The 22,157-nt window shown below is 68.6% G+C and carries 16 protein-coding genes, 1 tRNA gene and 2 CRISPR repeat arrays (1 of these 19 running past the window's edge); of the genes, 15 read left to right on the top strand and 2 right to left on the bottom strand.

What is annotated here, in order from left to right; all coding sequences use genetic code 11:
• Positions 1 to 122: 122 nt before the first annotated feature.
• A complete protein-coding gene (locus tag NAMU_RS15120; RefSeq protein ID WP_052307957.1) occupies positions 123 to 515 on the top strand; it encodes a zinc-binding dehydrogenase in 393 nt (130 codons plus the stop codon).
• Between the two features lie 51 nt (positions 516 to 566).
• Here the strand turns inward: NAMU_RS15120 and NAMU_RS15115 are convergent.
• Positions 567 to 640, bottom strand: a tRNA-Leu gene (locus NAMU_RS15115).
• Positions 641 to 865: 225 nt separating this feature from the next.
• Here NAMU_RS15115 and NAMU_RS15110 point away from each other — a divergent pair.
• The 14 genes from NAMU_RS15110 (at position 866) to cas2e (ending at position 16,516) form a co-directional block, all read left to right on the top strand.
• Positions 866 to 1,450: an ANTAR domain-containing response regulator gene (locus NAMU_RS15110; protein ID WP_015748265.1), complete on the top strand. Its 585-nt coding sequence runs from the start codon at positions 866 to 868 to the stop codon at positions 1,448 to 1,450.
• A gap of 319 nt (positions 1,451 to 1,769) precedes the next feature.
• The gene (locus NAMU_RS15105; protein ID WP_245544814.1) at positions 1,770 to 3,032 is read left to right on the top strand and encodes a branched-chain amino acid ABC transporter substrate-binding protein; all 1,263 of its coding nucleotides are present in this window, start codon (positions 1,770 to 1,772) and stop codon (positions 3,030 to 3,032) included.
• 119 nt (positions 3,033 to 3,151) lie between these two features.
• A complete protein-coding gene (locus NAMU_RS15100) occupies positions 3,152 to 4,189 on the top strand; it encodes a branched-chain amino acid ABC transporter permease (RefSeq protein ID WP_015748263.1) in 1,038 nt (345 codons plus the stop codon).
• The gene (locus NAMU_RS15095; protein ID WP_015748262.1) at positions 4,186 to 5,412 is read left to right on the top strand and encodes a branched-chain amino acid ABC transporter permease; all 1,227 of its coding nucleotides are present in this window, start codon (positions 4,186 to 4,188) and stop codon (positions 5,410 to 5,412) included. The genes NAMU_RS15100 and NAMU_RS15095 overlap by 4 nt, the downstream gene beginning before the upstream one ends.
• Positions 5,409 to 6,413 carry an ABC transporter ATP-binding protein gene (locus tag NAMU_RS15090; protein WP_015748261.1) on the top strand — a complete coding sequence of 335 codons (1,005 nt, stop codon included), beginning with the start codon at positions 5,409 to 5,411 and terminating at the stop codon, positions 6,411 to 6,413. The genes NAMU_RS15095 and NAMU_RS15090 overlap by 4 nt, the downstream gene beginning before the upstream one ends.
• On the top strand, positions 6,400 to 7,119 hold the full coding sequence (locus tag NAMU_RS15085; RefSeq protein WP_015748260.1) for an ABC transporter ATP-binding protein: 720 nt from the start codon (positions 6,400 to 6,402) through the stop codon (positions 7,117 to 7,119). Before NAMU_RS15090 ends, NAMU_RS15085 begins: the two co-directional genes overlap by 14 nt.
• Positions 7,120 to 7,271: 152 nt before the next feature.
• Positions 7,272 to 10,148 (top strand): CRISPR-associated helicase Cas3', encoded by a 2,877-nt coding sequence (cas3, locus tag NAMU_RS15080; RefSeq protein ID WP_322785870.1) that lies wholly within the window; start codon positions 7,272 to 7,274, stop codon positions 10,146 to 10,148.
• A 204-nt stretch (positions 10,149 to 10,352) separates the two neighbouring features.
• A complete protein-coding gene (gene casA, locus NAMU_RS15075) occupies positions 10,353 to 12,020 on the top strand; it encodes a type I-E CRISPR-associated protein Cse1/CasA (RefSeq protein WP_015748258.1) in 1,668 nt (555 codons plus the stop codon).
• Positions 12,017 to 12,664: a type I-E CRISPR-associated protein Cse2/CasB gene (casB, locus tag NAMU_RS15070; protein ID WP_015748257.1), complete on the top strand. Its 648-nt coding sequence runs from the start codon at positions 12,017 to 12,019 to the stop codon at positions 12,662 to 12,664. Before casA ends, casB begins: the two co-directional genes overlap by 4 nt.
• Positions 12,661 to 13,797 (top strand): type I-E CRISPR-associated protein Cas7/Cse4/CasC, encoded by a 1,137-nt coding sequence (gene cas7e / locus NAMU_RS15065; protein WP_015748256.1) that lies wholly within the window; start codon positions 12,661 to 12,663, stop codon positions 13,795 to 13,797. Before casB ends, cas7e begins: the two co-directional genes overlap by 4 nt.
• Positions 13,794 to 14,552 carry a type I-E CRISPR-associated protein Cas5/CasD gene (cas5e, locus tag NAMU_RS15060; protein ID WP_015748255.1) on the top strand — a complete coding sequence of 253 codons (759 nt, stop codon included), beginning with the start codon at positions 13,794 to 13,796 and terminating at the stop codon, positions 14,550 to 14,552. The genes cas7e and cas5e overlap by 4 nt, the downstream gene beginning before the upstream one ends.
• A 1-nt stretch (position 14,553) precedes the next feature.
• Positions 14,554 to 15,201, top strand: coding sequence for a type I-E CRISPR-associated protein Cas6/Cse3/CasE (cas6e, locus tag NAMU_RS15055; protein ID WP_015748254.1), 648 nt, complete (start codon positions 14,554 to 14,556; stop codon positions 15,199 to 15,201).
• On the top strand, positions 15,198 to 16,154 hold the full coding sequence (cas1e, locus tag NAMU_RS15050) for a type I-E CRISPR-associated endonuclease Cas1e (RefSeq protein ID WP_015748253.1): 957 nt from the start codon (positions 15,198 to 15,200) through the stop codon (positions 16,152 to 16,154). The genes cas6e and cas1e overlap by 4 nt, the downstream gene beginning before the upstream one ends.
• Positions 16,142 to 16,516 carry a type I-E CRISPR-associated endoribonuclease Cas2e gene (gene cas2e / locus NAMU_RS28445; protein WP_015748252.1) on the top strand — a complete coding sequence of 125 codons (375 nt, stop codon included), beginning with the start codon at positions 16,142 to 16,144 and terminating at the stop codon, positions 16,514 to 16,516. Before cas1e ends, cas2e begins: the two co-directional genes overlap by 13 nt.
• Before the next feature lie 39 nt (positions 16,517 to 16,555).
• Positions 16,556 to 18,842: a CRISPR direct-repeat array (repeat unit 29 nt; unit sequence GTGCTCCCCGCGCCCGCGGGGATGAGCCC).
• Between the two features lie 12 nt (positions 18,843 to 18,854).
• Here cas2e and NAMU_RS15045 read toward each other — a convergent pair.
• Entirely contained in the window at positions 18,855 to 20,159 is a 1,305-nt protein-coding gene (locus tag NAMU_RS15045; protein ID WP_015746559.1) for an ISL3 family transposase, read from the bottom strand.
• A 169-nt stretch (positions 20,160 to 20,328) separates the two neighbouring features.
• Positions 20,329 to 22,157: a CRISPR direct-repeat array (repeat unit 29 nt; unit sequence GTGCTCCCCGCGCCCGCGGGGATGAGCCC); it runs 4,802 nt beyond the window's last position.

Here is a 22,157-nt window from a genome sequence, read left to right as displayed (position 1 = left end):
GGTGCACGCCCGGAGGGTGGACGCCATGACCGACACCATGCTGGCCGTCAGCCAGAACGAATTCGGCTGACCCCAGGCCGCCGCGTTGCCGCTGGCCGGGCGCCGCGGTCAACGCCGCCTTCGTGCGCGGGCTCGGCGCCGACGAGGTGATCGACTACACCACCACGCCCGACTTCAGCTCGGTGGCCGGCGACCTGGACATCGTGTTCGAGACGGTCGGGGCCTACGCGGGCCAGGCCGTCGCGGCCCTGCGGCCCGGGGGGACGCTGGTGGCGACCCTGGCCCAGAGCCTGCCCCCGGTCGCCGAGCCGGTCGCCGAGCCGGCCGCCCGGCGCGGGGTGCGGACCGCGGCGTTGCTGGTGGAGTCGGATCGGCTGGGCCTGACCGAACTCGTCCGGCTCGTCGAGGACGGACTGCTCACGCCGACGGTGGCGGCCACCTATCCGCTCGGGCAGGCGGGCGCCGCGCAGTCCACCCGCTCCGGCCCCGGCAAGACCGTGTTGACCGTCGACTGACCGGGTGTGATGCGGCCCGGCGCATTCGATGACGCGCGTAGGCCGGCTGGGTGCCCCCGGTGAGACTCGAACTCACACTGTGCGGGATTTGAATCCGCTTCCTCTGCCAATTGGGATACGGGGGCAGGCTCCGGCAGCCCGGGGCAGCACCATCGTAATGGTGCCCGGCCGGGCGGCCGACCCGGGTCGGCCCCCCCGACGCCTGACAACGATGTCGGTTGCCCGGGCGGAAAGGCGTGTGTGTCACACCGCCACGAGCCTTCCGTACGCGCGTTCGTCACATTGGGCCGATACGCTTGACCGGACCGGCGTCCGATCGGGGGCCGCCGGCATGGTAGGGGAGGTGGCCGATGACTGCGCCGAAAAGGGTGCTCATCGCCGAGGACGAGGCGCTGATCAGGCTTGATCTGTCGGAAATGCTGGCCGAAGAGGGCTTCGAGGTCGTCGGACAGGCGGTGGACGGCGAACAGGCCGTCACCATGGCCACCGAACTGCGCCCGGACCTGGTCATCATGGACGTCAAGATGCCCAAGAAGGACGGCATCGACGCGGCCGCGGAGATCGTCGGTGAGCAGATCGCCCCGGTGGTGATCCTGACCGCCTTCTCACAGCGGGACCTCATCGAACGGGCCCGGGACGCCGGGGCCATGGCCTACCTGGTCAAGCCGTTCTCCAAGGGCGACCTGCTACCGGCCATCGAACTGGCCGTTGCCCGGTACGCCGAGACCGCCGCATTGCGCAAGGAAGTGGCCGACATCAGCCAGCGACTGGAGGCCCGCAAGATCATCGACCGGGCCAAGGGCCTGCTGATGACGCATCAGAAGATGACCGAGCCGGAGGCCTTCCGCTGGATCCAACGCACGGCGATGGACCGGCGCACCTCGATGCAGGCCGTGGCCAACGCGGTGCTCGAAGGGCTCGCGGCCAAGAGCTGAGCTCCACCACGATTGTCCGACCAGGGTCGGCGGGTTCGCCCGCCGACCCTGTTTGTGTCTCCGGGCAACGCACGAACGGCGCATCCGATGGACCGAGCGGGTGAGAATAACCTGTCACTTTGATCACCCCGTGTGACCTGCTTGGGGGTTTTTTGTGAACCGCGAGTCGCATTTTGGTTACGAGGGCTCGTAGATGCGGTGCCGCGAGCCATCCGTGGGATAGGTTCCCCGCGTGTCGGCGACGTCGACACCAGTTGGGCACAGCCGGATCGCGACCGGTGAACAAAATCTTCGGAGGTGGCACGTGCATCGACGTTCGGTGCGAACCGCCGTCGTCGGGTTGGCCGCGGTTGCGGCACTGACGCTGGCAGCCTGTGGATCGAAGTCAACCGACAGCGGGTCCACGACCAGTGCGGCGGCGTCGGGCTCGGCGGCCGCTTCGGGATCGGCCGCGGCCTCGGGCGGTGCGGGGGCCGGTGGCCTGTCCATCCAGCCCCAGCTGCAGATCGACAAGGACGGCAAGGAAGTCTCTGCCTCGAGCGGCGGGACCCCGGTCACCGCGGCCGGCAAGGGTGGGGCGACCTGCCCGGCGACCTCGATCGCCATGGCCGGCGCTCTCACCGGGCCGAACGCGGCTCTGGGCCTGAACATCCTCTATGGCGCGAACGTGGCCATTGAGGAGCACAACAAGGCCAACCCGAACTGCACCGTCACCATCAAGCAGTTCGACACCGAGGGTGATCCGCAGAAGGCCACCCAGGTCGCGCCGCAGATCGTCGGCGACACCAGCGTCATCGGGCTGCTCGGCCCGGCGTTCTCCGGTGAGACCGAGGCCACCGGTCCGATCTTCAACCAGGCCAACCTGCTGTCGCTGACCGCGTCGGCCACCCGCGTCTCGCTGACCACCAATGGCTGGACCAACTTCTTCCGTGGTCTGGCCAATGACGGCGTGCAGGGCCCCTCGGTGGGCAAGTACTTGGTCAACACCCTCGGCTACAAGAAGGTCTGCGTCATCGACGACAGCTCCTCCTACGGTGCCGGACTGGCGGCCGAAGTCACTCCGGCTCTCGGATCGGCGGTCGACGGTGGTTGCACCGGTCAGGTCAAGGTGGGCGACAAGGACTTCTCGGCGACCGTTCAGCTGGTCAAGGGTGCGGCTCCGGATGCGGTGTTCTACGCCGGGTACTACGCCGAGGCTGCGCCGTTCGTCCAGCAGCTGCGGGACGCCGGCGTGACCGCGACCTTCGTCTCGGCCGACGGCACCAACGATCCGCAGTTCGTCTCCCAGGGTGGCCAGGCCACCAAGGACGCGGTGCTGTCGTGCCCGTGCGGTCCGGCTCCCGAGGAATTTGCGGCGACGTACGCGCAGGTCAACAACGGGGCCGAGCCCGGCGTCTACTCGGTCGAGGGTTACGACCTGACCACGATCATGCTGACCGGAATCGACTCCGGCATCACCGATCGGGCAGGCCTGGTCAACTTCGTCAAGAATTACGACGGGCAGGGTCTGGCCCGGCAGTACAAGTGGGACTCCACCGGTGAGCTGGCGTCGTCCCTGATCTGGATCTACAAGGTCCAGTAGCACCACAGCAGCACCAGAGCCGTCCGTCGCGTGGCCGGAGGAACCCTGAGCAGGGCCTCCGGCCACGCGGCCGTTCGGGTCCTTATCGTGCCGATGCGCGAGCGTGGAGAAGGAGTGCGATGACGGGTTTGGCGGTAGCGGCGGTGTCGCTGTCTGCGGCGCCGATCAACTTCAACGTCGAGGCGCTGGGCAATCTGTTCTGGCAGCTCACCATCGACGGATTGGCCTACGGTGCGATCTACGCGCTGGTCGCGGTCGGTTACACGCTGGTCTACGGCGTGCTGCGATTGATCAACTTCGCGCACTCCGAGATCTTCATGCTCGGCATGTTCGGGCAGTACGCGACGCTGATGTTGCTGGGGTTCACGCCCAGCGGGAATGTCTACAGCGAAGGTACGTTCCTGACGATCATGTATCTCGGGATCGCCATGCTCGGTGGCATGGCCGTTTCCGGTGGCGCCGCGGTGGGCCTGGAACGACTCGCCTACCGGCCCCTGCGCAAGCGCAACGCCCCCTCGCTGGTCTTTCTGATCACCGCGATCGGGGCGTCTTTTGTTTTGCAGGAGTTCGTGCACTACGTCCTGCCCGTCTTGACCGGCGGTGAGCTGGGCGGGGTCAACGCCCAGGTGCCCATCCGACTGGTCGAGCCGGAGACTCAGTTCACCCTCTTCGGCGCCGACGTCACCAACATCACCCTGATCATCCTCGTGGCCGCGTTCGTGCTGTCCCTGGGCACCGACACCTTCGTCAACCGGACCAAGTTCGGCCGGGGGATCCGCGCAGTGGCCCAGGATCCGACCACGGCGACGTTGATGGGCGTGAGCCGCGAGCGGGTCATCATGCTGACCTTCCTGATCGGCGGCATCCTGGCCGGTGCCGCCGCGCTGCTCTACACCCTGAAGATCCCCAACGGGATCGTCTACTCGGGCGGCTTCATCCTCGGCATCAAGGCCTTCTGTGCGGCCGTCCTCGGCGGCATCGGCAACTTGCGCGGCGCCCTGCTCGGTGGCCTGATTCTGGGCGTCATGGAGAACTATGGTCAGGTGCTGTTCGGCACCGGCTGGCGTGACGTGGTCGCCTTCGTCCTGCTGATCCTGATCCTGATGTTCCGGCCGACCGGCATTCTCGGCGAGTCTCTCGGGAGGGCACGGGTATGAGCACCAATCCCTCCTTCGATGCCCGGCCCAAGGGCGGCGTCGGCGACAGCTTCCGCAGCTGGTGGAACGCGCAGGCGCGGGTGACCCAATGGGCCTTCGGGGTTCCGTTCATCCTGCTCATCGCGGTGCTGCCACTGCTGAACATCCCGTTGCTGACCACCCAGGGCACCAACTTCGGCGCGGTGATGGCCCAGTTCGGCATGTACGCGCTGATCGCCATCGGCCTGAACGTGGTGGTCGGCCAGGCCGGCCTGCTCGACCTGGGCTACGTCGGCTTCTACGCGGTCGGCGCCTACACCGTGGCCCTGCTGACCAGCCCGGCCAGCCCGTGGAACCAGACCGGACCGGGCGGGTGGCTGTCCACCGACTGGGCCTGGCTGGCCTGCCTGCCGATCGCGATCATGATCACCGCGATCTCCGGCCTCATCCTGGGTTCGCCCACGCTCCGGCTGCGCGGCGACTACCTGGCCATCGTGACCCTGGGCTTCGGTGAGATCGTCCGGCTGCTGGCCGACAACCTCATCGAGATCACCGGCGGTGGGCGCGGCCTGGCCCAGGTCGCCTATCCCCGGTTCGGCACCTCGGAGTCCAACCCCCTCGGGGTGTTCTCCGCCGGCAACGTCAGTGGCACGCTCAACTCCGGCGTCTGGTGGTTCTGGCTCTCGATCGTGCTGATCGTCATCGTGCTGATCTTCGTCGGCAACCTCGAGCGTTCCCGGGTCGGCCGGGCGTGGGTAGCCATCCGCGAGGACGAGGACGCCGCCGAGATCATGGGTGTGCCCACGTTCAAGTTCAAGCTCTGGGCGTTCGTGATCGGGGCCGGCATCGGCGGCATGTCCGGGGCGTTGTACGCCGGCCAGGTCCAGTTCGTGGTTCCGACCAACTTCAATGTCATCAACTCGGTGCTGTTCCTGTGCGCGGTCGTGCTCGGCGGGCAGGGCAACAAACTCGGGGTCATCCTCGGGGCCTTCATCATCGTGTACCTCCCGAACTTCTTCCTCGGCCGGGACGAGATCTTGGGGATCCCGATCGACGGTGACGCGATCGCCCAGTACAAGTACCTGTTCTTCGGCCTCGCGCTGATGGTGCTGATGATCTTCCGGCCGCAGGGTTTGATCCCGGTCCGGCAGAAGCTGCTGACCTACGGTCGCGAGCTGTACGTGGCGGCCCGCCGGCGGCAGCACGAGGACCACGTCGACGCCCCGGTGGAGGTGACCAAGTGAGCCGCGACTCCGAATCCCCGCACGACCCGGGCGGTATCGAGGCCGGCGCGGAGGTCGGCGAGGAGTACCGCTCCTCGTCCGAGGACGCCTTCGATCAGCCGGTCGGCCCGATGATCGTCGACGACGCGGTGGAGGTCGATGTCACCGACGTCGCGCCCGAACTGGCCAACCCGGAGGTGGTCGCCGAGATCGTCGCGCCCACCCGGGAGATCGAGACCGAGGTCGGCGAACCGCTGGTCAAGCTGGAAGGGGTCACCGTCAAGTTCGGCGGCCTGACCGCGCTGGACTCGGTGACCTTCACCATCCGGCGGGGCGAGATCCTCGGCCTGATCGGCCCGAACGGGGCCGGCAAGACCACCTGCTTCAACGCGATGACCGGCGTCTACCGGCCGACGTCGGGCACGGTCACCTTCGACGGCCAGGTGATGGCCAAGCTCAAGCGCAACCAGATCACCCGGCTCGGCATCGCCCGCACCTTTCAGAACGTTCGGCTGTTCGGCGAGATGACCGCGCTGGAGAACGTGGTGGTGGGCACCGACGCCCGGCACCGGACCTCCGTGCCCGGCGCGACATTCCGGCTGCCCCGGCACCGGCACGAGGAGCGCGACGCCATCGACCGCGGCTTGGCGCTGCTGGAATTCGTCGGGATCGGCGCTCGGGCCACCGAGAAGGCCCGCAACCTGTCCTACGGCGACCAGCGGCGGTTGGAGATCGCCCGCGCGCTGGCCACCGAACCCAAGCTGCTCTGCCTTGATGAACCGGCTGCTGGGTTCAATCCGGCGGAGAAGGTCGCGCTGATGGACCTGATCCGCAAGATCCGCGCGGACGGGTACACGGTGTTGCTGATCGAGCACGACATGCGCCTGGTCATGGGCGTGACCGACCGGATCGTGGTGCTGGAGTTCGGCAAGAAGATCGCCGAAGGCCTGCCCGCCGAGATCCGGGACAATCCGGCGGTCGTCGCCGCCTACCTGGGGGTGCCCGACGATGCCACTGCTTGAGATCAAGGACATGGCCGTTGCCTACGGCCGGATCGAGGCGCTGCACGGGATCTCCATCTCGGTGGAGAAGGGCGAGCTGGTCACCCTGATCGGCGCCAACGGCGCCGGCAAGACCACCACCATGCGGGCCATTTCCGGGGTCCGGCCGCTGTCCCGAGGGTCGATCATCTTCGACGGCCAGGACATCACCAAGATGAAGGCCTACAAGCGGGTGATCGCCGGCATCGTGCAGTCGCCCGAGGGTCGCGGTGTATTCCCCGGGATGACCGTCCAGGAGAACCTGGACATGGGCCATTACGGGCGCAAGTTCGAGTCCAAGGCGGCCTACCAGGAGACCCTGGACAAGGTCTTCGAACTGTTCCCGAGACTGGCCGAACGGCGCTCCCAGGTCGGCGGCACCATGTCCGGCGGCGAGCAGCAGATGGTGGCGATCGGCCGCGCGCTGATGGCCCGCCCCCGGGTGCTGCTGCTCGACGAGCCGTCCATGGGTCTGGCGCCCATGGTCATCCAGCAGATCTTCCGCATCATCTCGGAGATCAACGCCACCGGCGTGACCATCCTGCTGGTCGAGCAGAACGCCCAGCAGGCGCTGTCCCGGTCCAGCCGGGCCTACATCCTGGAAACCGGTGAGGTCGTCAAGACCGGTCCGGGCAAGGAGTTGCTGGCCGACCCGGCGATCAAGGAGGCCTACCTCGGCGTGGCCTGACCCGCGCCGCGCGCCTGGTGCGCCGAGTGTGCAGAAACCGCCCTCACCAACGTTGTTGGGGGCGGTTTCTGCACACTCGGCCAGGTTGGGCTACGTAGTTTGACGTCTTTGGCGCTCCGGAGGCATATGTCCGTGCGCGGGGATAGGCTGCGGTGGGGCGCGCAGTGGGGCGTGTGGGTTCTGGGGGCGGAGTGGCCACATGGGATTCTGGATCGCTGTCGGCCGCGGTGCGGTCGTGTTGGGGAAAGTCAGGTCCGGACGGCGATGGACCGATGCCGCTGTGGCGGCACCTGAGCGACACCGCTGAAGTCGCCGGCCTGCTGTGGGACCGATGGATGGCACCGTCCGTCCGTCGGATCATCGCCGATGGAAGACCGGACGACGTCGCGCGGACCGTGCTCGTCTGGCTGGCCGGCTCGCACGATCTGGGCAAGGCCAGCCCGGCATTCGCTGCCCAAGTTCGTCCACTCACGGAGCCGATGCGCGACGCGGGTCTTCCGTTCAGCCCGTTGGTGGAGCATCCGCCAAGGACGCCGCATGCTCAGCAGTCCCACCGGATTCTGCGACAGTGGTTGGAGAGCAATGGGTTCGATCGGGACACGGCTGACTCATGGGCCATTGTGCCCGGTGGTCATCATGGCGTCGCGCCGGGCCGGGACGACATCACGCACGCGGGTGTGGCGGCCCAGGCCGGCACCGGGCCATGGCGCGGCGTCCAGCAGGAGCTGACTGACTGGGTAGCCCGGAACTCCGGCATCACCGCGCATCTGGATTCGCTCCGCACCGCAGCGCTCGCGCCGACGGCACAGGTGGTGATCACGGCGGTGGTGATCGTTGCCGACTGGATCGCCAGCGACACCGCTCGGTTCCCCTGTTTCGATACCAGGTCGACGGCAGAGCGAGTTCGGAGCGGTTGGCGCGACGTCGGCCTTCTCCCCGCCTGGTCGGCCGATGCGGGAGCGGTGGAGACGCTGTTCGGACGTCGCTTCGGCCGGGAGGCGAGACCGGCGCAAGAAGAGGCCATCCGCGCCGCCCAGGCGATCACGGGTCCTGGTCTGATGATCATCGAGGCGCCGATGGGGGAGGGCAAGACGGAGGCGGCGCTGGCCGCCGGTGAGGTGCTCGCTGAACGGTTCGGCTGCGGCGGACTGATCTTTGCGCTGCCGACGATGGCCACTTCCGATGCGATGGTCGACCGGTTCACCGGGTGGCTTCGCGGTGCTGCGCAGTCGGCACAGCCCTTCTTCCTCGCCCACAGCAAGGCACCCCTGAACCCGACATTCGCCGCCATGCGCACGCTGTCGCCCACGACGGGGGATGGCGGGGTCGATGGATGCGGAGCCGGGGTGGCAGTTGCGCTTGAGTGGCTGACCGGACGCAAGAAGGGCATGCTGGCGAACTTCGTGATCGGGACGATCGACCAGGTCTTGTATGCAGCCTTGCGTGGCCGTCACGTGGCGTTGCGGCACCTGGCCCTGGCCGGGAAGGTCGTCGTCATCGACGAGGTCCACGCCGCCGATGTGTACATGGCAGTCTTCCTGCGGGATGTCCTGCGTTGGCTCGGTGCCTACGGTGTCCCGGTCATCCTGCTGAGCGCCACCCTGCCAGCGGCTCGCCGGCAGGAACTTCTGAACGCCTACAGCACCGGGGCCCGGCCGGCGACGCCAGCCTCCCCGACGGCTCGGGCTTCTCGACGCCGTCGGCCGCGGGCACTCACGTCGGCTGGCCCGCCACCCCCATCCTGCGACGAGGCGACAGCATCTGGTGAAGGCCTGGCGGGGGCGGGCCCTTTGCCGTACCCCCTGATCACGATCGCCGGGGCCGGCAGCATGGTTCAGGTGGCGCCGGCGGCAGCCGGGCTGGCCCGCACGGTGCGGGTCGAATTCGCCTCCGACGACGAGTCCGAGCTGGTCGACCTCGTCCGCGCAGCTTCCCAGGGCGGCGGAGTTGTCGGGATCATCCGGAACACCGTCGGGCGTGCCCAGCGCTCGGCCGCGGTCCTTCGGGCGGAATTGGGTGAGGAGGTGGTGACGTTAACGCACTCGCGTTACCTGGCCACGGATCGGATGCGCAGGGACCGTGACCTGCTTGCCGAGCTGGGGGCTCCCGGCCAGGCCCGCCGGATGCCCGGCCCTCGTATCGTGGTCGGCACCCAGGTACTCGAGCAATCCCTCGATATCGACTTCGATCTGTTGGTCACCGATCTGGCCCCGGCTGACCTGATCCTGCAGCGAATGGGTCGCTTGCACCGCCATCGACGCCACGCTCACGAGCGAGGATTAATGACCAAGCCCCGGTGCGTCGTGGTCGGGGCGAATTGGGATGCCGACCCCGTCGAACCTGATCGTGGATCGGTGGCAGTTTATGGATTGGCAGCCCTGTTGCGGGCTGCGGTCGTCCTCAGATCGGACGGATCGCCAGGCAGGGATATTGAGCTTCCAGCGGATATCCCGCGGCTGGTCGATCAGGCCTACGCCGCGGAGGTCGAGGTACCCGAAGCGTGGTGCGCGACCTTCGATGACGCCGAACAGAAGGCTCAGCAGGAGAGCGCCGGTCGCACCACTGGGGCCGAGATGTTCAGCATCGGGAAGGTCCCGGTGCTGGACCTGTTCGGCTGGTCGCATGCCAATGCCGGTGACGCGGAGGGACACGATGGTCGGGCGAAGGTGCGGGACGGCGAGGACGGGTTGGAGGTGCTTGTCGTCCAACAGCGGGGTGACGGCTGGTTCGTGCTTCCCTGGTTGAGCGATTGCGGCGGTGCGGAATTGCCCCGGGACGCAGCCCCGGAACCGCGGCTGGCTCGGGCCGTGGCTCAATGCTCGTTGCGGCTACCCCGACAGCTGTCGGTCTGGCGAATTGACCAGGTCATCGGCGAACTTGAACGCCAAGGTCGGGCGTCCTGGCAGCAATCTCCCTGGGTGCGCGGAGAGTTGGTCCTGCCGCTGAGTGAGGACCTGACCGCGGAGCTTGCTGGATTCCGGCTGCGCTACTCACGTCGGGACGGGCTCGTCGTCGAGGAGGCAGAATGAGCGGCTTCGCGGGCGGGACGCCCACGAAGCCGCTCGAACCCCGCAGAGGCGGGGAACACGTGATGTGGCTATGAAGCAACAGGAAGTCCTTGGTTCACACGGAACGGGCGTTGCGACCGAGGGGTCAAGGCCCGTCACCGTTCCGCCCGGCCGGGCACCCTCCCCTGCAAGTGCCAAGCCCCTTTAAGGATCGGAGCCGCCGCGATGACGCGCACCTTCAACGTGATTGACGAACCGGTCCTGCCGGCTGTTTGGCTCGACGGGACCTCCGCTGACATATCGATCCGCCAGGCGCTCATCGATGCGCATCGGATCGCGGCAATCGAAGGTGAGCCGGCGTCTATGACGTTCGCGCTGCACCGCTTGCTGCTAGCGATCGTCTACCGGGCGCTGCCGGTGGAACGCCCGCGGCAGGAATGGCGAGAGCTCTGGGACGCGCCGGAACTGCCCGCCGAGGATCTCAATTCCTACCTCGACGATTGGTACCAACGCTTCGACCTGCTCGATCCGGCGCAGCCCTGGCTGCAGGTGGCCGGACTGCATACGACGCGCAGTGAATTCAGTGAGCTCGAAAAGCTGATTCCCGATATTCCCAACGGTGAGCAGTTCTTCACGGTGCGAGCCGGTCTGGCGGCTCGGTCCATTTCGCTGGCGGAGGCTGCGCGATATCTCATCCACGCGCAGGCTTTCGACCCCTCGGGCATCAAGTCGGGGGCCGTGGGGGACCCGCGGGTGAAGGGGGGCAAGGGTTATCCGATCGGCACCGCCTGGGCCGGCAACCTGGGTGGCGTCCTGGTCCAGGGGCGCACGCTCAAGGAGACTTTGCTGCTCAACCTGACTCTCGGCTCTCCGAACGATGACGATCGGCCGTGGTCAGGCGAGGAGGATCAGCCGGTCTGGGAACGCGAGCCGCTGACCGCCGCCGAGGAATTCCCCGGGGAGACGACCGGAGATATCCCCGGTCGAGCGCCCCGGGGGCCGGCCGATCTATTGACCTGGCCGAGTCGGCGGATGCGGTTGCGGGTGGAGGCCGACCGGGTCACCGGAGTGCTCATCGCCAACGGGGACGTCCTGTGGCCGCAGAATCGGCATGCCTGGGAGCCCATGACGGCCTGGCGGCGAAGCGATCCGCAGTCCAAGAAGTATAAGACCACCGTCTACATGCCGCGCCAGCACGATGCCGACCGCAGCTTCTGGCGCGGCGCCGGGGCGGTGCTGCCGCGAGCCGACCGAAGTCACCACACCGTCGACGGGGAAACCGGTCTGCCCGCCGCGTCTCTGCGCTGGCTTCAGGGAGCGGTCGACGACGTTCTTGGTCCGAACTTTGTCTTGCGCGCTCGGGCGATCAGCGTCATCTATGGATCCAACAGCTCCGTGATCGACGCGGTCTACGACGACACGATGGTCGTTCCTGCGGCGGTGCTGGACCATCCGGATCTGCAGCAGGGCTTGATCGACGCGATCGCGCACACGGATAAGGCGGTTCAGGCGTTGGGCGATCTCGGCCGCGACCTCGAACAGGCCGCTGGTGGTGTCGGTGACGCGCTACGCGGGCGGGCACGGCAGTTGGGCTTCCATCGGTTGGACGAGCCGTTCCGTCGCTGGATGGGGACGCTGGTCTCCGGTTCCAATCTCGATGCCGCCGTCACGCAGTGGTTCGTCGTCGCTCGGCGCGATCTCGTGAGCATCGGTCTAGCCCTGATCGACGCCGCCCCGCCCGAGGCCTGGACCGGTCGACCCGACCCCCGAAGACCCGACCGACGCCTTGATGTCGTCTCCGCGGAGCGACGCTTCCATTGGAACCTGGCCGCCGCCCTGCCAACCGCCCCGCCCGTCTCCGAGCCAACCGCAGAGTCAGGAGCACGCCCATGAAGGACCGCCATCCGGACGACGAACTCGATGATCACGTGGCCGGTATCGTCGGCCGGATCCAGGCGGACTACCTCAGTGACGACCGGACTCGCTTCGCGAAGTCTTCGGCCCTATTGGCCCGGCTTCGCCGAGCGGTCGGCCGAGAACCCGGTGATGACCCGGCGGTCTGGGCGCCCATTTTCGGCGGGTGGCCCGCGTCGTTGCCCGTCTACGGCGATGCCCCCACCCCTGCAGAGCGGGCGGCGTTCACTGCTGTGACCTTGTATGCGGTCCACCAACAGTCCAAACGCCGGGACGGCATGCACAAGTCAGGCCGTTCCCTGGGGTGGGCCGTGGGTGAGCTCAGTCGTCGCTCCGGAACGGGCGACAACGTGCGGCGGCGCTTCGACATGATCGCTACGGCCCAGTCCATCGACGAAATCGTCTACCACGCGAGGGGTCTGGTCACCCAGCTGCGAGGTGCCGATCCGGGCATCCCGCTCGACTACGGCCTGTTGGCCAGCCATCTGCGCAAACTGCAGTACCCGGCTAGTGCCACAACCGTCCGGCTTCGGTGGGGTCGTGACTACTACCAGACGGGCAGGACTCCCGCCAAGGTCGACTCCACCGCCATCCCCCTCGAGATTCAGGAGACCGCGTCATGAAGTGCATCGACATCCACATCCTGCAGACCGTCCCGCCGAGCAACCTCAACCGTGACGACACCGGCAGCCCGAAGACGGCAATCTACGGCGGCGTTCAGCGCGCCCGCGTGTCGAGCCAGGCATGGAAACGGGCTACCCGCAAGGCATTCGATGGTCGAATCAAGCCGGCGGACCTCGGGGTGCGCACCAAACGGGTCGTCGAGTTGGTCAGTGAAGAGATCCTCCGCCAATCACCGGGGGTCGGCGCCGAGGGCGCGGTCGAACTGGCCAAGAAGGTCCTGGTGGCTGCTGGCATCACGTTGAGCGCGCCGAAGCCGAAAAAGAAGGGGGAAGCGCCTGGTCTCGACGAGTCCGGGTACCTGCTGTTCCTGGCCCGGCATCAGGTCGAGCGACTCGCCGAACTCGCCATCGGCGCCGCCGAGGAAACGACGATCGACAAGAAGCAGGCCAAGGCCGCCGCTGACTCCAGCCAGAGCGTGGACGTCGCGCTGTTCGGTCGGATGGTCGCCGACGCCGCCGACCTGAACGTCGACGCCGCGGCGCAGGTTGCCCACGCACTCTCCGTACATGCCGTCCGCAACGAATTCGACTATTTCACCGCCGTTGACGACCGTAAAGAAAATGAGGAGGAGACCGGGGCCGGCATGATCGGAACGGTGGAGTTCAACTCTTCCACGCTCTACCGCTACGCGACGGTGAACATCGACGGGCTGCGGGTCAACCTCGGTGACGATGCTGCCACGATCCGCGCGGCTCAGGAATTCGTTCGTGCCTTCGTGACTTCAATGCCCACCGGAAAGCAAAACACTTTCGCCAATCGCACCCTGCCCGACGCCGTCGTGGTGCAGGTCCGCGACTCCCAGCCGATCAACTTGGTCGGTGCCTTCGAGGAACCCGTCGAGGTCCCGGCCGGCGGATCCCGGCTGCGGGAAGCCGCGGACCGGCTCGTCGCTCACGCGCAGAGCGTCGACCACGCCTACGGCACCGCGCCCACCCGATCGATGACAGTGCTGGCGTCGCCCACCGTCGGGACCCTCGCGGCCCTGGGGGAGTCGATCGCGCTCGACGACATGATCGCAGCGGTGGGGGAGGCGGTCGCCGACGCTTTGGTCGCCTCCGCGGTCCGGGCGTGAGCGTGCTGGTCCTGCGACTCACCGGTCCCATGCAGTCCTGGGGTGAGCGCAGCCGGTACGCCCGCCGGGAGACTGCTGCCGAGCCGAGCAAAAGTGCCATCGTGGGATTGCTGGCGGCAGCGTTGGGGCGCCGCCGAACGGATGCGATCGAAGACTTGGCCGGCCTCATCTTCGGGGTTCGTGTCGATCAGCCCGGGACATTGCTGCGCGACTTCCAGACGGCGCGGAGTCTTGACGGCGCCCGCACGATGCCGCTGTCCGAGCGGTACTACCTTTCGGACGCGCGGTTTCTCGCTGCGGTTGAAGGTCCCGAGTCGCTCATCGCCGGGCTGGCGGGTGCGCTGCGTGACCCGACCTTCCCGCTGTACCTGGGCCGGCGCAGCTGCCCGCCGTCCGAGCCGATCGCGCAACAGGACTGCATCCGCTCGGGTCCGCTGCTGGCTGCGCTTTTCGACGAGCCGTGGCACGCCACGAAGTCCTACCGCCGGCGAGTGGCCGACCCGGCGCGGCTGAGTATCGCGGTCGACGCGGCGGCGACGGAGGTGCCCGCTCAGCTGGCCGAGCGACTCACTGATCCCGAAGTGCCGCAATTGGTGCGTGATCATCCCGTGAGTTTTGATCCACGGGCACGCACGTACGGCCTGCGTTCCGTTATCCGCGGCGCGGTTGTCGTCGACAATCCTGACGGGCAACGGGCGGTCAGCCATTCCGGGGTTCCTGCCCATTCGCCGATGGATGAGCTGGGGAGTTGGTGAGATGTACCTGACGAGGTTCCCGATCAACCGAGCCCGGCGCGGGGCGCAGAAGCTTCTGGGCTCCCCGCAGGCCATGCACGCGGCGGTTCTCAGTGGCTTCCCGCCCGCAAACGGGCCATCCGAGGGCCGCGTGCTGTGGCGGGTCGACCGCGATGGTCCGGCGACTTTGCTCTACATTCTCAGCCCCGACCGGCCTGATCTGACACACCTTGTCGAGCAGGCGGGGTGGCCGATTTCTGACCTCGAACCGTGGGAGACACGTTCCTATGATGGTCTTCTCGACCGACTCCAAGAGGGGCAGCGCTGGGCGTTCCGGCTGCGCGGCAACCCGGTCAAGGCGGCCAAAGACATCGGCAAGCGAGTCGCGCATGTGACCGTTGCTCAGCAGATCAACTGGCTGTTGGCCCGGTCCGAGAATCACGGCTTTGTCGTTCCCGTCGGTGAGACCGGTCCGGCCGTGACCGTGACTGAGCGAGGCGTTGTGTCCTTCGGCCGCAACGGTAGCCGGGTCACGCTGTCGACCGCTCAGTTCGACGGAGTCCTCGATGTCGAAGACGTTGCTGCCCTTCGGCTGGCGCTCGTCGCCGGGATCGGCCGGGCGAAGGGATACGGCTGCGGACTGCTTACCATCGTTCGCCCGCCGACATGAGGAAGATCCCCGGCACTCGTCCGCCCGAACTTCCCGAGCTCGTCCGCGCGCAGGACCGGATCTCCTTCGTCTACCTCGAACGATGCATCGTCCACCGCCAGGACAACGCGATCACGGCGACGGACGAACGAGGGACCGTCCATCTGCCGGCGGCCACCCTCGGCGCCCTGCTCCTAGGTCCAGGAACCCGGGTCAGTCACCAAGCGATGGTGCTGCTGGCCGAGTCCGGTTCCACGGCAGTGTGGGTCGGCGAGCGGGGCGTCCGCTACTACGCGCATGGTCGCAGCCTGGCTCGCTCGTCGCGGCTGCTGGAGGCGCAGGCCGCGATCGTGAGCAATCAGCAGCGCCGATTGGCCGTCGCCCGGGCCATGTATGCCATGCGATTTCCCGGTGAGGATGTCGAAGGCCAAACGATGCAACAGCTTCGGGGTCGCGAGGGTGCCCGTGTCCGGCGCGTGTACCGATCGATGTCCGCCGAGACCGGTGTGGTTTGGGACAAACGGGACTACAACAGCGAGGATTTTGCGTCCGGGACGCTCATCAATCAGGCGCTCTCGGCGGCCCACACCTGCTTGTACGGGATTGTGCACGCGGTGATCGTCGCCCTCGGTTGCTCGCCGGGCCTCGGGGTGGTCCACACCGGACACGTTCGGTCATTCGTCTTTGACATCGCCGATCTCTACAAGGCCGAAATTTCCATCCCGGTGGCCTTCCGAGTTGCAGCCACTGAACCCGAGGACGTGGGCGCGGAGACGCGACGGGCGGTTCGCGACGCCGTGCACGACGGCAAGATCCTCGCCCGTTGCGCCCGAGACATCCGTCAACTCCTCTTGCCGGACCAGGATCCGGTCGAGGACGACGTGGACGCCGACGTCATCAATCTCTGGGACGGCGATGATCGGGTCGTGTCCGGAGGGACCGGCTACGTGGAGTCGGACACATGGTCGTTCTGATGTTGACAGCGTGTCCGGCCGGCCTCCGTGGTCACCTCACCCGCTGGCTGATGGAGATTGGCCCGGGTGTTTTCGTCGGTCGTGTCTCCCACAGGGTCCGAGATCTGCTGTGGGACAGAGTGCTCGAACTCGCGAAGGACGGACGGGCCGTCATGGTCTACCCGGCGCGGAACGAACAGGGACTGGAATACCGCGTCCATCGCAGCTCGTGGAAGCCGATCGATGTCGACGGACTCACTCTCATGCTCCGACCGGACCTCGATCGTGCGCCTGAGCGCGGCGCGGCGCCCGTCGCCGATATCCGCCCGGGCTGGAGCAAAGCCTCTCGGATGCGTCGCGCGGCGACGAAAAAACCGAAGTAGATTCGCGCTCGTGGATCCCGTCCTTGCAGGTCCGCAAGTGTGCTCCCCGCGCCCGCGGGGATGAGCCCCAGATTCGCACTGAGTCCGGTGGGGATCCGAAGTGCTCCCCGCGCCCGCGGGGATGAGCCCCCGGCGGCCTGCCGGCCGTACGGCAGGCCGTCGTGCTCCCCGCGCCCGCGGGGATGAGCCCATCGCTATCACGTACAAATGCTCGGGAACTCCGTGCTCCCCGCGCCCGCGGGGATGAGCCCGAGACCTTGACGGTGCTCGCGGACTTCGCCAGGTGCTCCCCGCGCCCGCGGGGATGAGCCCTCATCCCGATCCGTCAACGCCTCGCCGAATGGGTGCTCCCCGCGCCCGCGGGGATGAGCCCGCGCGCCACGGCTCCGGCGTGAACGGCGCCAGGTGCTCCCCGCGCCCGCGGGGATGAGCCCGGTAGGACCGGGTCCCGCCCGTCCCGGTCAGGGTGCTCCCCGCGCCCGCGGGGATGAGCCCGGAACGCCCAGCGCGACGAGCACCCCGCCGAAGTGCTCCCCGCGCCCGCGGGGATGAGCCGAACCGGGTCAGGGCTTCGCCGGTCTGCATGACGTGCTCCCCGCGCCCGCGGGGATGAGCCCCGAACGGAGCAGCAGCAGTGAACACCATCCGCGTGCTCCCCGCGCCCGCGGGGATGAGCCCACGTTGGGTGCGTCGTCCAGGGGCACGATGAAGTGCTCCCCGCGCCCGCGGGGATGAGCCCAGTTGGGCGAAGAGCTGTGGACGATCAAGAAGGTGCTCCCCGCGCCCGCGGGGATGAGCCCCGGCAGTCGTCGTAGGCCCGCAGGTTGGCAATGTGCTCCCCGCGCCCGCGGGGATGAGCCCGCCTGCGAAAACGAGAGCGCCCGCTTGGTGGCGTGCTCCCCGCGCCCGCGGGGATGAGCCCGCATCGCCCGAAGTCCAGTCATCGAACGACCAGTGCTCCCCGCGCCCGCGGGGATGAGCCCAGGACTGGCCGGCCATGGACTCGGTGAGGTAGGTGCTCCCCGCGCCCGCGGGGATGAGCCCTTGTTCGTGGTCGAGATGTTCGGGATCGTCAGGTGCTCCCCGCGCCCGCGGGGATGAGCCCTTGCGGGTCGAGGAGGACGAGAGCTACACAGCGTGCTCCCCGCGCCCGCGGGGATGAGCCCTCGCTTCAGGTTTACAACCCACCCACGGAACCGTGCTCCCCGCGCCCGCGGGGATGAGCCCTCGGGCTGTCTCCGCTGGCTCGGACCGGTGTGGTGCTCCCCGCGCCCGCGGGGATGAGCCCCGCCACGGGCAAAAACGTTGTCCGTCACCGTGGTGCTCCCCGCGCCCGCGGGGATGAGCCCACCCGTTCATCGCAGACGTTCATCGTCCCCCAGTGCTCCCCGCGCCCGCGGGGATGAGCCCGTTCCGCGACGTTCACCGCCAGAACATGGCCAGTGCTCCCCGCGCCCGCGGGGATGAGCCCAGGGCCGTGATCTTGGCCTGCTGGGTGAGCGGGTGCTCCCCGCGCCCGCGGGGATGAGCCCGGGTAGTGCAGGTACTGCCGCTCGCCACGAACGTGCTCCCCGCGCCCGCGGGGATGAGCCCCTCACCGCACCGTGCGCAGAGTTCGCGGCGAGGTGCTCCCCGCGCCCGCGGGGATGAGCCCAGCCAGTCGCGGTCCCCGGCCGCGTTCGTGGTGTGCTCCCCGCGCCCGCGGGGATGAGCCCTCCGTCCCGACCGGGAGGGTGTTCAGCGGGAAGTGCTCCCCGCGCCCGCGGGGATGAGCCGCGGCACCGACCCACCCGCGAAAGGGAAGGAACGTGCTCCCCGCGCCCGCGGGGATGAGCCCCCGACGCACCACGCCCGGCCAGCCTGCGAGCCGTGCTCCCCGCGCCCGCGGGGATGAGCCGCCTGGCCGCCCACGACCGGCACGCTCGCCAGCGTGCTCCCCGCGCCCGCGGGGATGAGCCACCGCCTGCTGATGGGTCACCGGGTCAACAAGGGGTGCTCCCCGCGCCCGCGGGGATGAGCCGCCGCTGGTGCTGCCGATGCCGTGGACGGTGACGTGCTCCCCGCGCCCGCGGGGATGAGCCCTGCTTGTCGGCGCCGCACGGATCATGCTCAGCGTGCTCCCCGCGCCCGCGGGGATGAGCCCGTTTGGCACTGCGTGGTGGTTGCGGTGTACGGGTGCTCCCCGCGCCCGCGGGGATGAGCCACCCACTGCCCACGGAAAGGGAAACCATGGTTGGTGCTCCCCGCGCCCGCGGGGATGAGCCCTGGACCGGATCCTGAGCGCGGTCATCCTGGAGGTGCTCCCCGCGCCCGCGGGGATGAGCCCCGTTTGTCGGCTCTACGCAATCAACCTGGGTCGGTGTGGTCGGATCCGTGCCGGTTGTTGATCTTGCCTGATGAGGCCGTGGTTGAGAAGTAGTCGCAGACGGTAGTTGGCGAACGATCGGTAGCCGCGGGCGATCCGTTTGGTGTTCTTGATCTTCAGGTTGAGGTTCTCGGTGGGTCCGTTGGATAGGGCGGGGTTGTCGAACCGGGCCAGGTACTCGGTCCGCCACGCGACCAGAGTGCGCCCGAAGCGGGCGATCTCGGGAACCGGGCAGGTCTTGGCCAGGGTGATGACCTGCTCGGCCGCGGCGCGTCCGGCGGCCCGGTCGGGGTTGGCGTAGGCCTGCATGACGTTCTGCGCGACGAGCCAGGCGGCGGTGATCTCCTCGTGCGTGTCCGCGTCGGTCAGTGCGGCCCGCAGTCGGACCAGTTGCCGGTCGGTGAGCCGGTCGTAGCGGCGCCGCAGGATCCGTCGTACCCGGTACAGCGGGTCGCCGGCCCGGCCGCGGTGCCCGGTGGTGTCCTGCTGCACGCGGCGGCGGACCTGGTCGACCGCGAGAAGCACGATCTTGACGATGTGGAAGGCGTCCAGCACGCGCGTCGTCGCAGGTAGATGCGCCGAGAGCGCGGTGGCATAACCGCGGAACGGGTCCAGCGACGCGGTCAGAACGGCGGACCGCCAGGCCTCGTCGCGGTCGGTCAGCCAGTCGCCCAGGACTCGGCCGGAGCGGCCCGGTACGACGTCCAGCAGCCGCGGTGGGCGGCCCGGGGTCAGGTCGGCGACGCCGGTGGCGTACTGGGTGTGCCGGGTGCCGGTGGCCCGCAGGAACGAGGTCTCGTCGACCCCGACCGCGCTCACCCCGGCCAGCCGGTCCGGGTCCTCGACCAGCGGGGTGCCGCGGTCAACGACCTGGGTCATGATCGTGTGCCAGGACACGCCGAGTTGGGCCGCGACCCGGGACACGGCCCGGTCGTGGTGGCCGACCTGCTCGAACGCCCACTGCTGCGCACGGTCGGTGAGCACCACACGCGGGGCGATCGCGTCGTGTTGCTCGGTCCAGGTCTTCTTCTCGCACAACCCGTATCGACACTCGAAAATCCGCTTGCACCAACGGAGAACGACCGGCACACCGCCGGCCGGCAGGTCCCGCACGGTCACCGTGCGCCGGTCCTTGACTCGGGCGACCGCGCCGCAGGTCGGGCAGCCCGTCGGCTCCCGCCGCGTTTCCACAAGCAGGTGCCATTCGTCGTCGAGCACGTCGCTGGACACCACCCGGAATCCGGGCAGCACGAACACACCGGTAACGTCATCGCTCACCTGGGGCCTTCCTCACGGGTCGCATTCACTTGGCGGTGAACACGGATCGTGAGGACCCCAGGCCCCACATCAGCGCATCTCAGCCCCGGCGTGTCGCCCCGGGATCAAACCCCCACCCAGCTTCAAAGCGAAGAGCCCGTTTGTCCCGGTGAAGGTGTCCGAAACAAGCGTGCTCCCCGCGCCCGCGGGGATGAGCCCAAGGAAATCGACTGGGACACCGACACGATCAAGTGCTCCCCGCGCCCGCGGGGATGAGCCCGGCGCCGAGGGTCTGGTCGTGTTCAACGTCGAGTGCTCCCCGCGCCCGCGGGGATGAGCCCGTGACGTCAGCAGCACCGGCGCTGATGGTGGTGTGCTCCCCGCGCCCGCGGGGATGAGCCGTCCGCTGGGCTGCTCAGCAATCCGTCGTGGCAGTGCTCCCCGCGCCCGCGGGGATGAGCCCATCTTCGGCACCCTGTGGGATGTCCTGGTTGAGTGCTCCCCGCGCCCGCGGGGATGAGCCTGGGCCCGATCACAGGGAGGAAGGCAGCCGACAGTGCTCCCCGCGCCCGCGGGGATGAGCCCTGCGCGAGGGCGACGAGATCGAGGTTGTCTGGGTGCTCCCCGCGCCCGCGGGGATGAGCCCGCCTTGGTAGCGAGGCGACTGCCAAAAGGTGGGTGCTCCCCGCGCCCGCGGGGATGAGCCCGTCGCCGCAACACTTCCCGCGGTTGTCTGGATGTGCTCCCCGCGCCCGCGGGGATGAGCCCTGCGCGAGGGCGACGAGATCGAGGTTGTCTGGGTGCTCCCCGCGCCCGCGGGGATGAGCCTGACCAGCACGGCACCAAAAGAAGCACGCCAGAGTGCTCCCCGCGCCCGCGGGGATGAGCCCGACCGCCTGCTCGTCCGAGCCGTAGAACCATCGTGCTCCCCGCGCCCGCGGGGATGAGCCCACCGGTTCGTCGGATGCCATGCCACGGACATGGTGCTCCCCGCGCCCGCGGGGATGAGCCCCTCACCCACTCCAGGCCGGCCGGTGGGAACGTGTGCTCCCCGCGCCCGCGGGGATGAGCCCGCGGTCAAGTGGTACGGAACCGGATACGGGCCGTGCTCCCCGCGCCCGCGGGGATGAGCCCGAGTGCATCGCTACTGCGAATGCGATGAGTTCGTGCTCCCCGCGCCCGCGGGGATGAGCCCCAGGCAGCACCGGTCAGGGTCGCCGCGGAACAGTGCTCCCCGCGCCCGCGGGGATGAGCCCGAGGGCCTGGAACAGGGGCGCAACAGCGGTCAGTGCTCCCCGCGCCCGCGGGGATGAGCCCGTGACGCTGGTCCCGGTGCCGCCGGCCCAGGTGTGCTCCCCGCGCCCGCGGGGATGAGCCCGAGGCAGCGATGAAGCTGGGGACCGTCTCCCGGTGCTCCCCGCGCCCGCGGGGATGAGCCCGACGACGGCACCTACCGGTTCGAGTTCCAGCAGTGCTCCCCGCGCCCGCGGGGATGAGCCCGCTGACCGTGTAGGTGTTGTTGGTGACGAGGTAGGTGCTCCCCGCGCCCGCGGGGATGAGCCGGAGGTCGACGTCCCCGAGCGCCTGGTGCCCTAGTGCTCCCCGCGCCCGCGGGGATGAGCCCGATGCCCTGCTGGCGGTCAAGGACAAGCTGCTGTGCTCCCCGCGCCCGCGGGGATGAGCCCTCGCAGCTCACCCCGACCGAATACGAGACGTAGTGCTCCCCGCGCCCGCGGGGATGAGCCCATACGTGCGATACCTAGCCGGCGCGCGTGAACGTGCTCCCCGCGCCCGCGGGGATGAGCCCCGGGAACCGGTCAGGGTGACCTGGTTGCCGGCGTGCTCCCCGCGCCCGCGGGGATGAGCCCGATCCGGAGGCCGTGGGGGTCGGCGGCGAGTAGTGCTCCCCGCGCCCGCGGGGATGAGCCCTTGGCCGAGTTCTCCGAGTTCCACATGTAGACGTGCTCCCCGCGCCCGCGGGGATGAGCCCGGCGCCCAGGTCGACCGTGACGGCCAGGC

Source organism: Nakamurella multipartita DSM 44233 (genome assembly GCF_000024365.1).
Classification (GTDB): Bacteria; Actinomycetota; Actinomycetes; order Mycobacteriales; family Nakamurellaceae; genus Nakamurella; species Nakamurella multipartita.
The sequence above is the reverse complement of the archived record's forward strand: the minus strand, read 5'-3'. Positions and strand labels throughout refer to the sequence as shown.

Coding starts and splice junctions, on each gene's coding strand:
- NAMU_RS15110 (WP_015748265.1), top strand. CDS start 866: ATGACTGCGCCGAAAAGGGTGCTCATCGCCGAGGACGAGGCGCTGATC.
- NAMU_RS15100 (WP_015748263.1), top strand. CDS start 3,152: ATGACGGGTTTGGCGGTAGCGGCGGTGTCGCTGTCTGCGGCGCCGATC.
- NAMU_RS15095 (WP_015748262.1), top strand. CDS start 4,186: ATGAGCACCAATCCCTCCTTCGATGCCCGGCCCAAGGGCGGCGTCGGC.
- NAMU_RS15085 (WP_015748260.1), top strand. CDS start 6,400: ATGCCACTGCTTGAGATCAAGGACATGGCCGTTGCCTACGGCCGGATC.
- casA (WP_015748258.1), top strand. CDS start 10,353: ATGACGCGCACCTTCAACGTGATTGACGAACCGGTCCTGCCGGCTGTT.
- casB (WP_015748257.1), top strand. CDS start 12,017: ATGAAGGACCGCCATCCGGACGACGAACTCGATGATCACGTGGCCGGT.
- cas7e (WP_015748256.1), top strand. CDS start 12,661: ATGAAGTGCATCGACATCCACATCCTGCAGACCGTCCCGCCGAGCAAC.
- cas6e (WP_015748254.1), top strand. CDS start 14,554: ATGTACCTGACGAGGTTCCCGATCAACCGAGCCCGGCGCGGGGCGCAG.
- cas1e (WP_015748253.1), top strand. CDS start 15,198: ATGAGGAAGATCCCCGGCACTCGTCCGCCCGAACTTCCCGAGCTCGTC.
- cas2e (WP_015748252.1), top strand. CDS start 16,142: ATGGTCGTTCTGATGTTGACAGCGTGTCCGGCCGGCCTCCGTGGTCAC.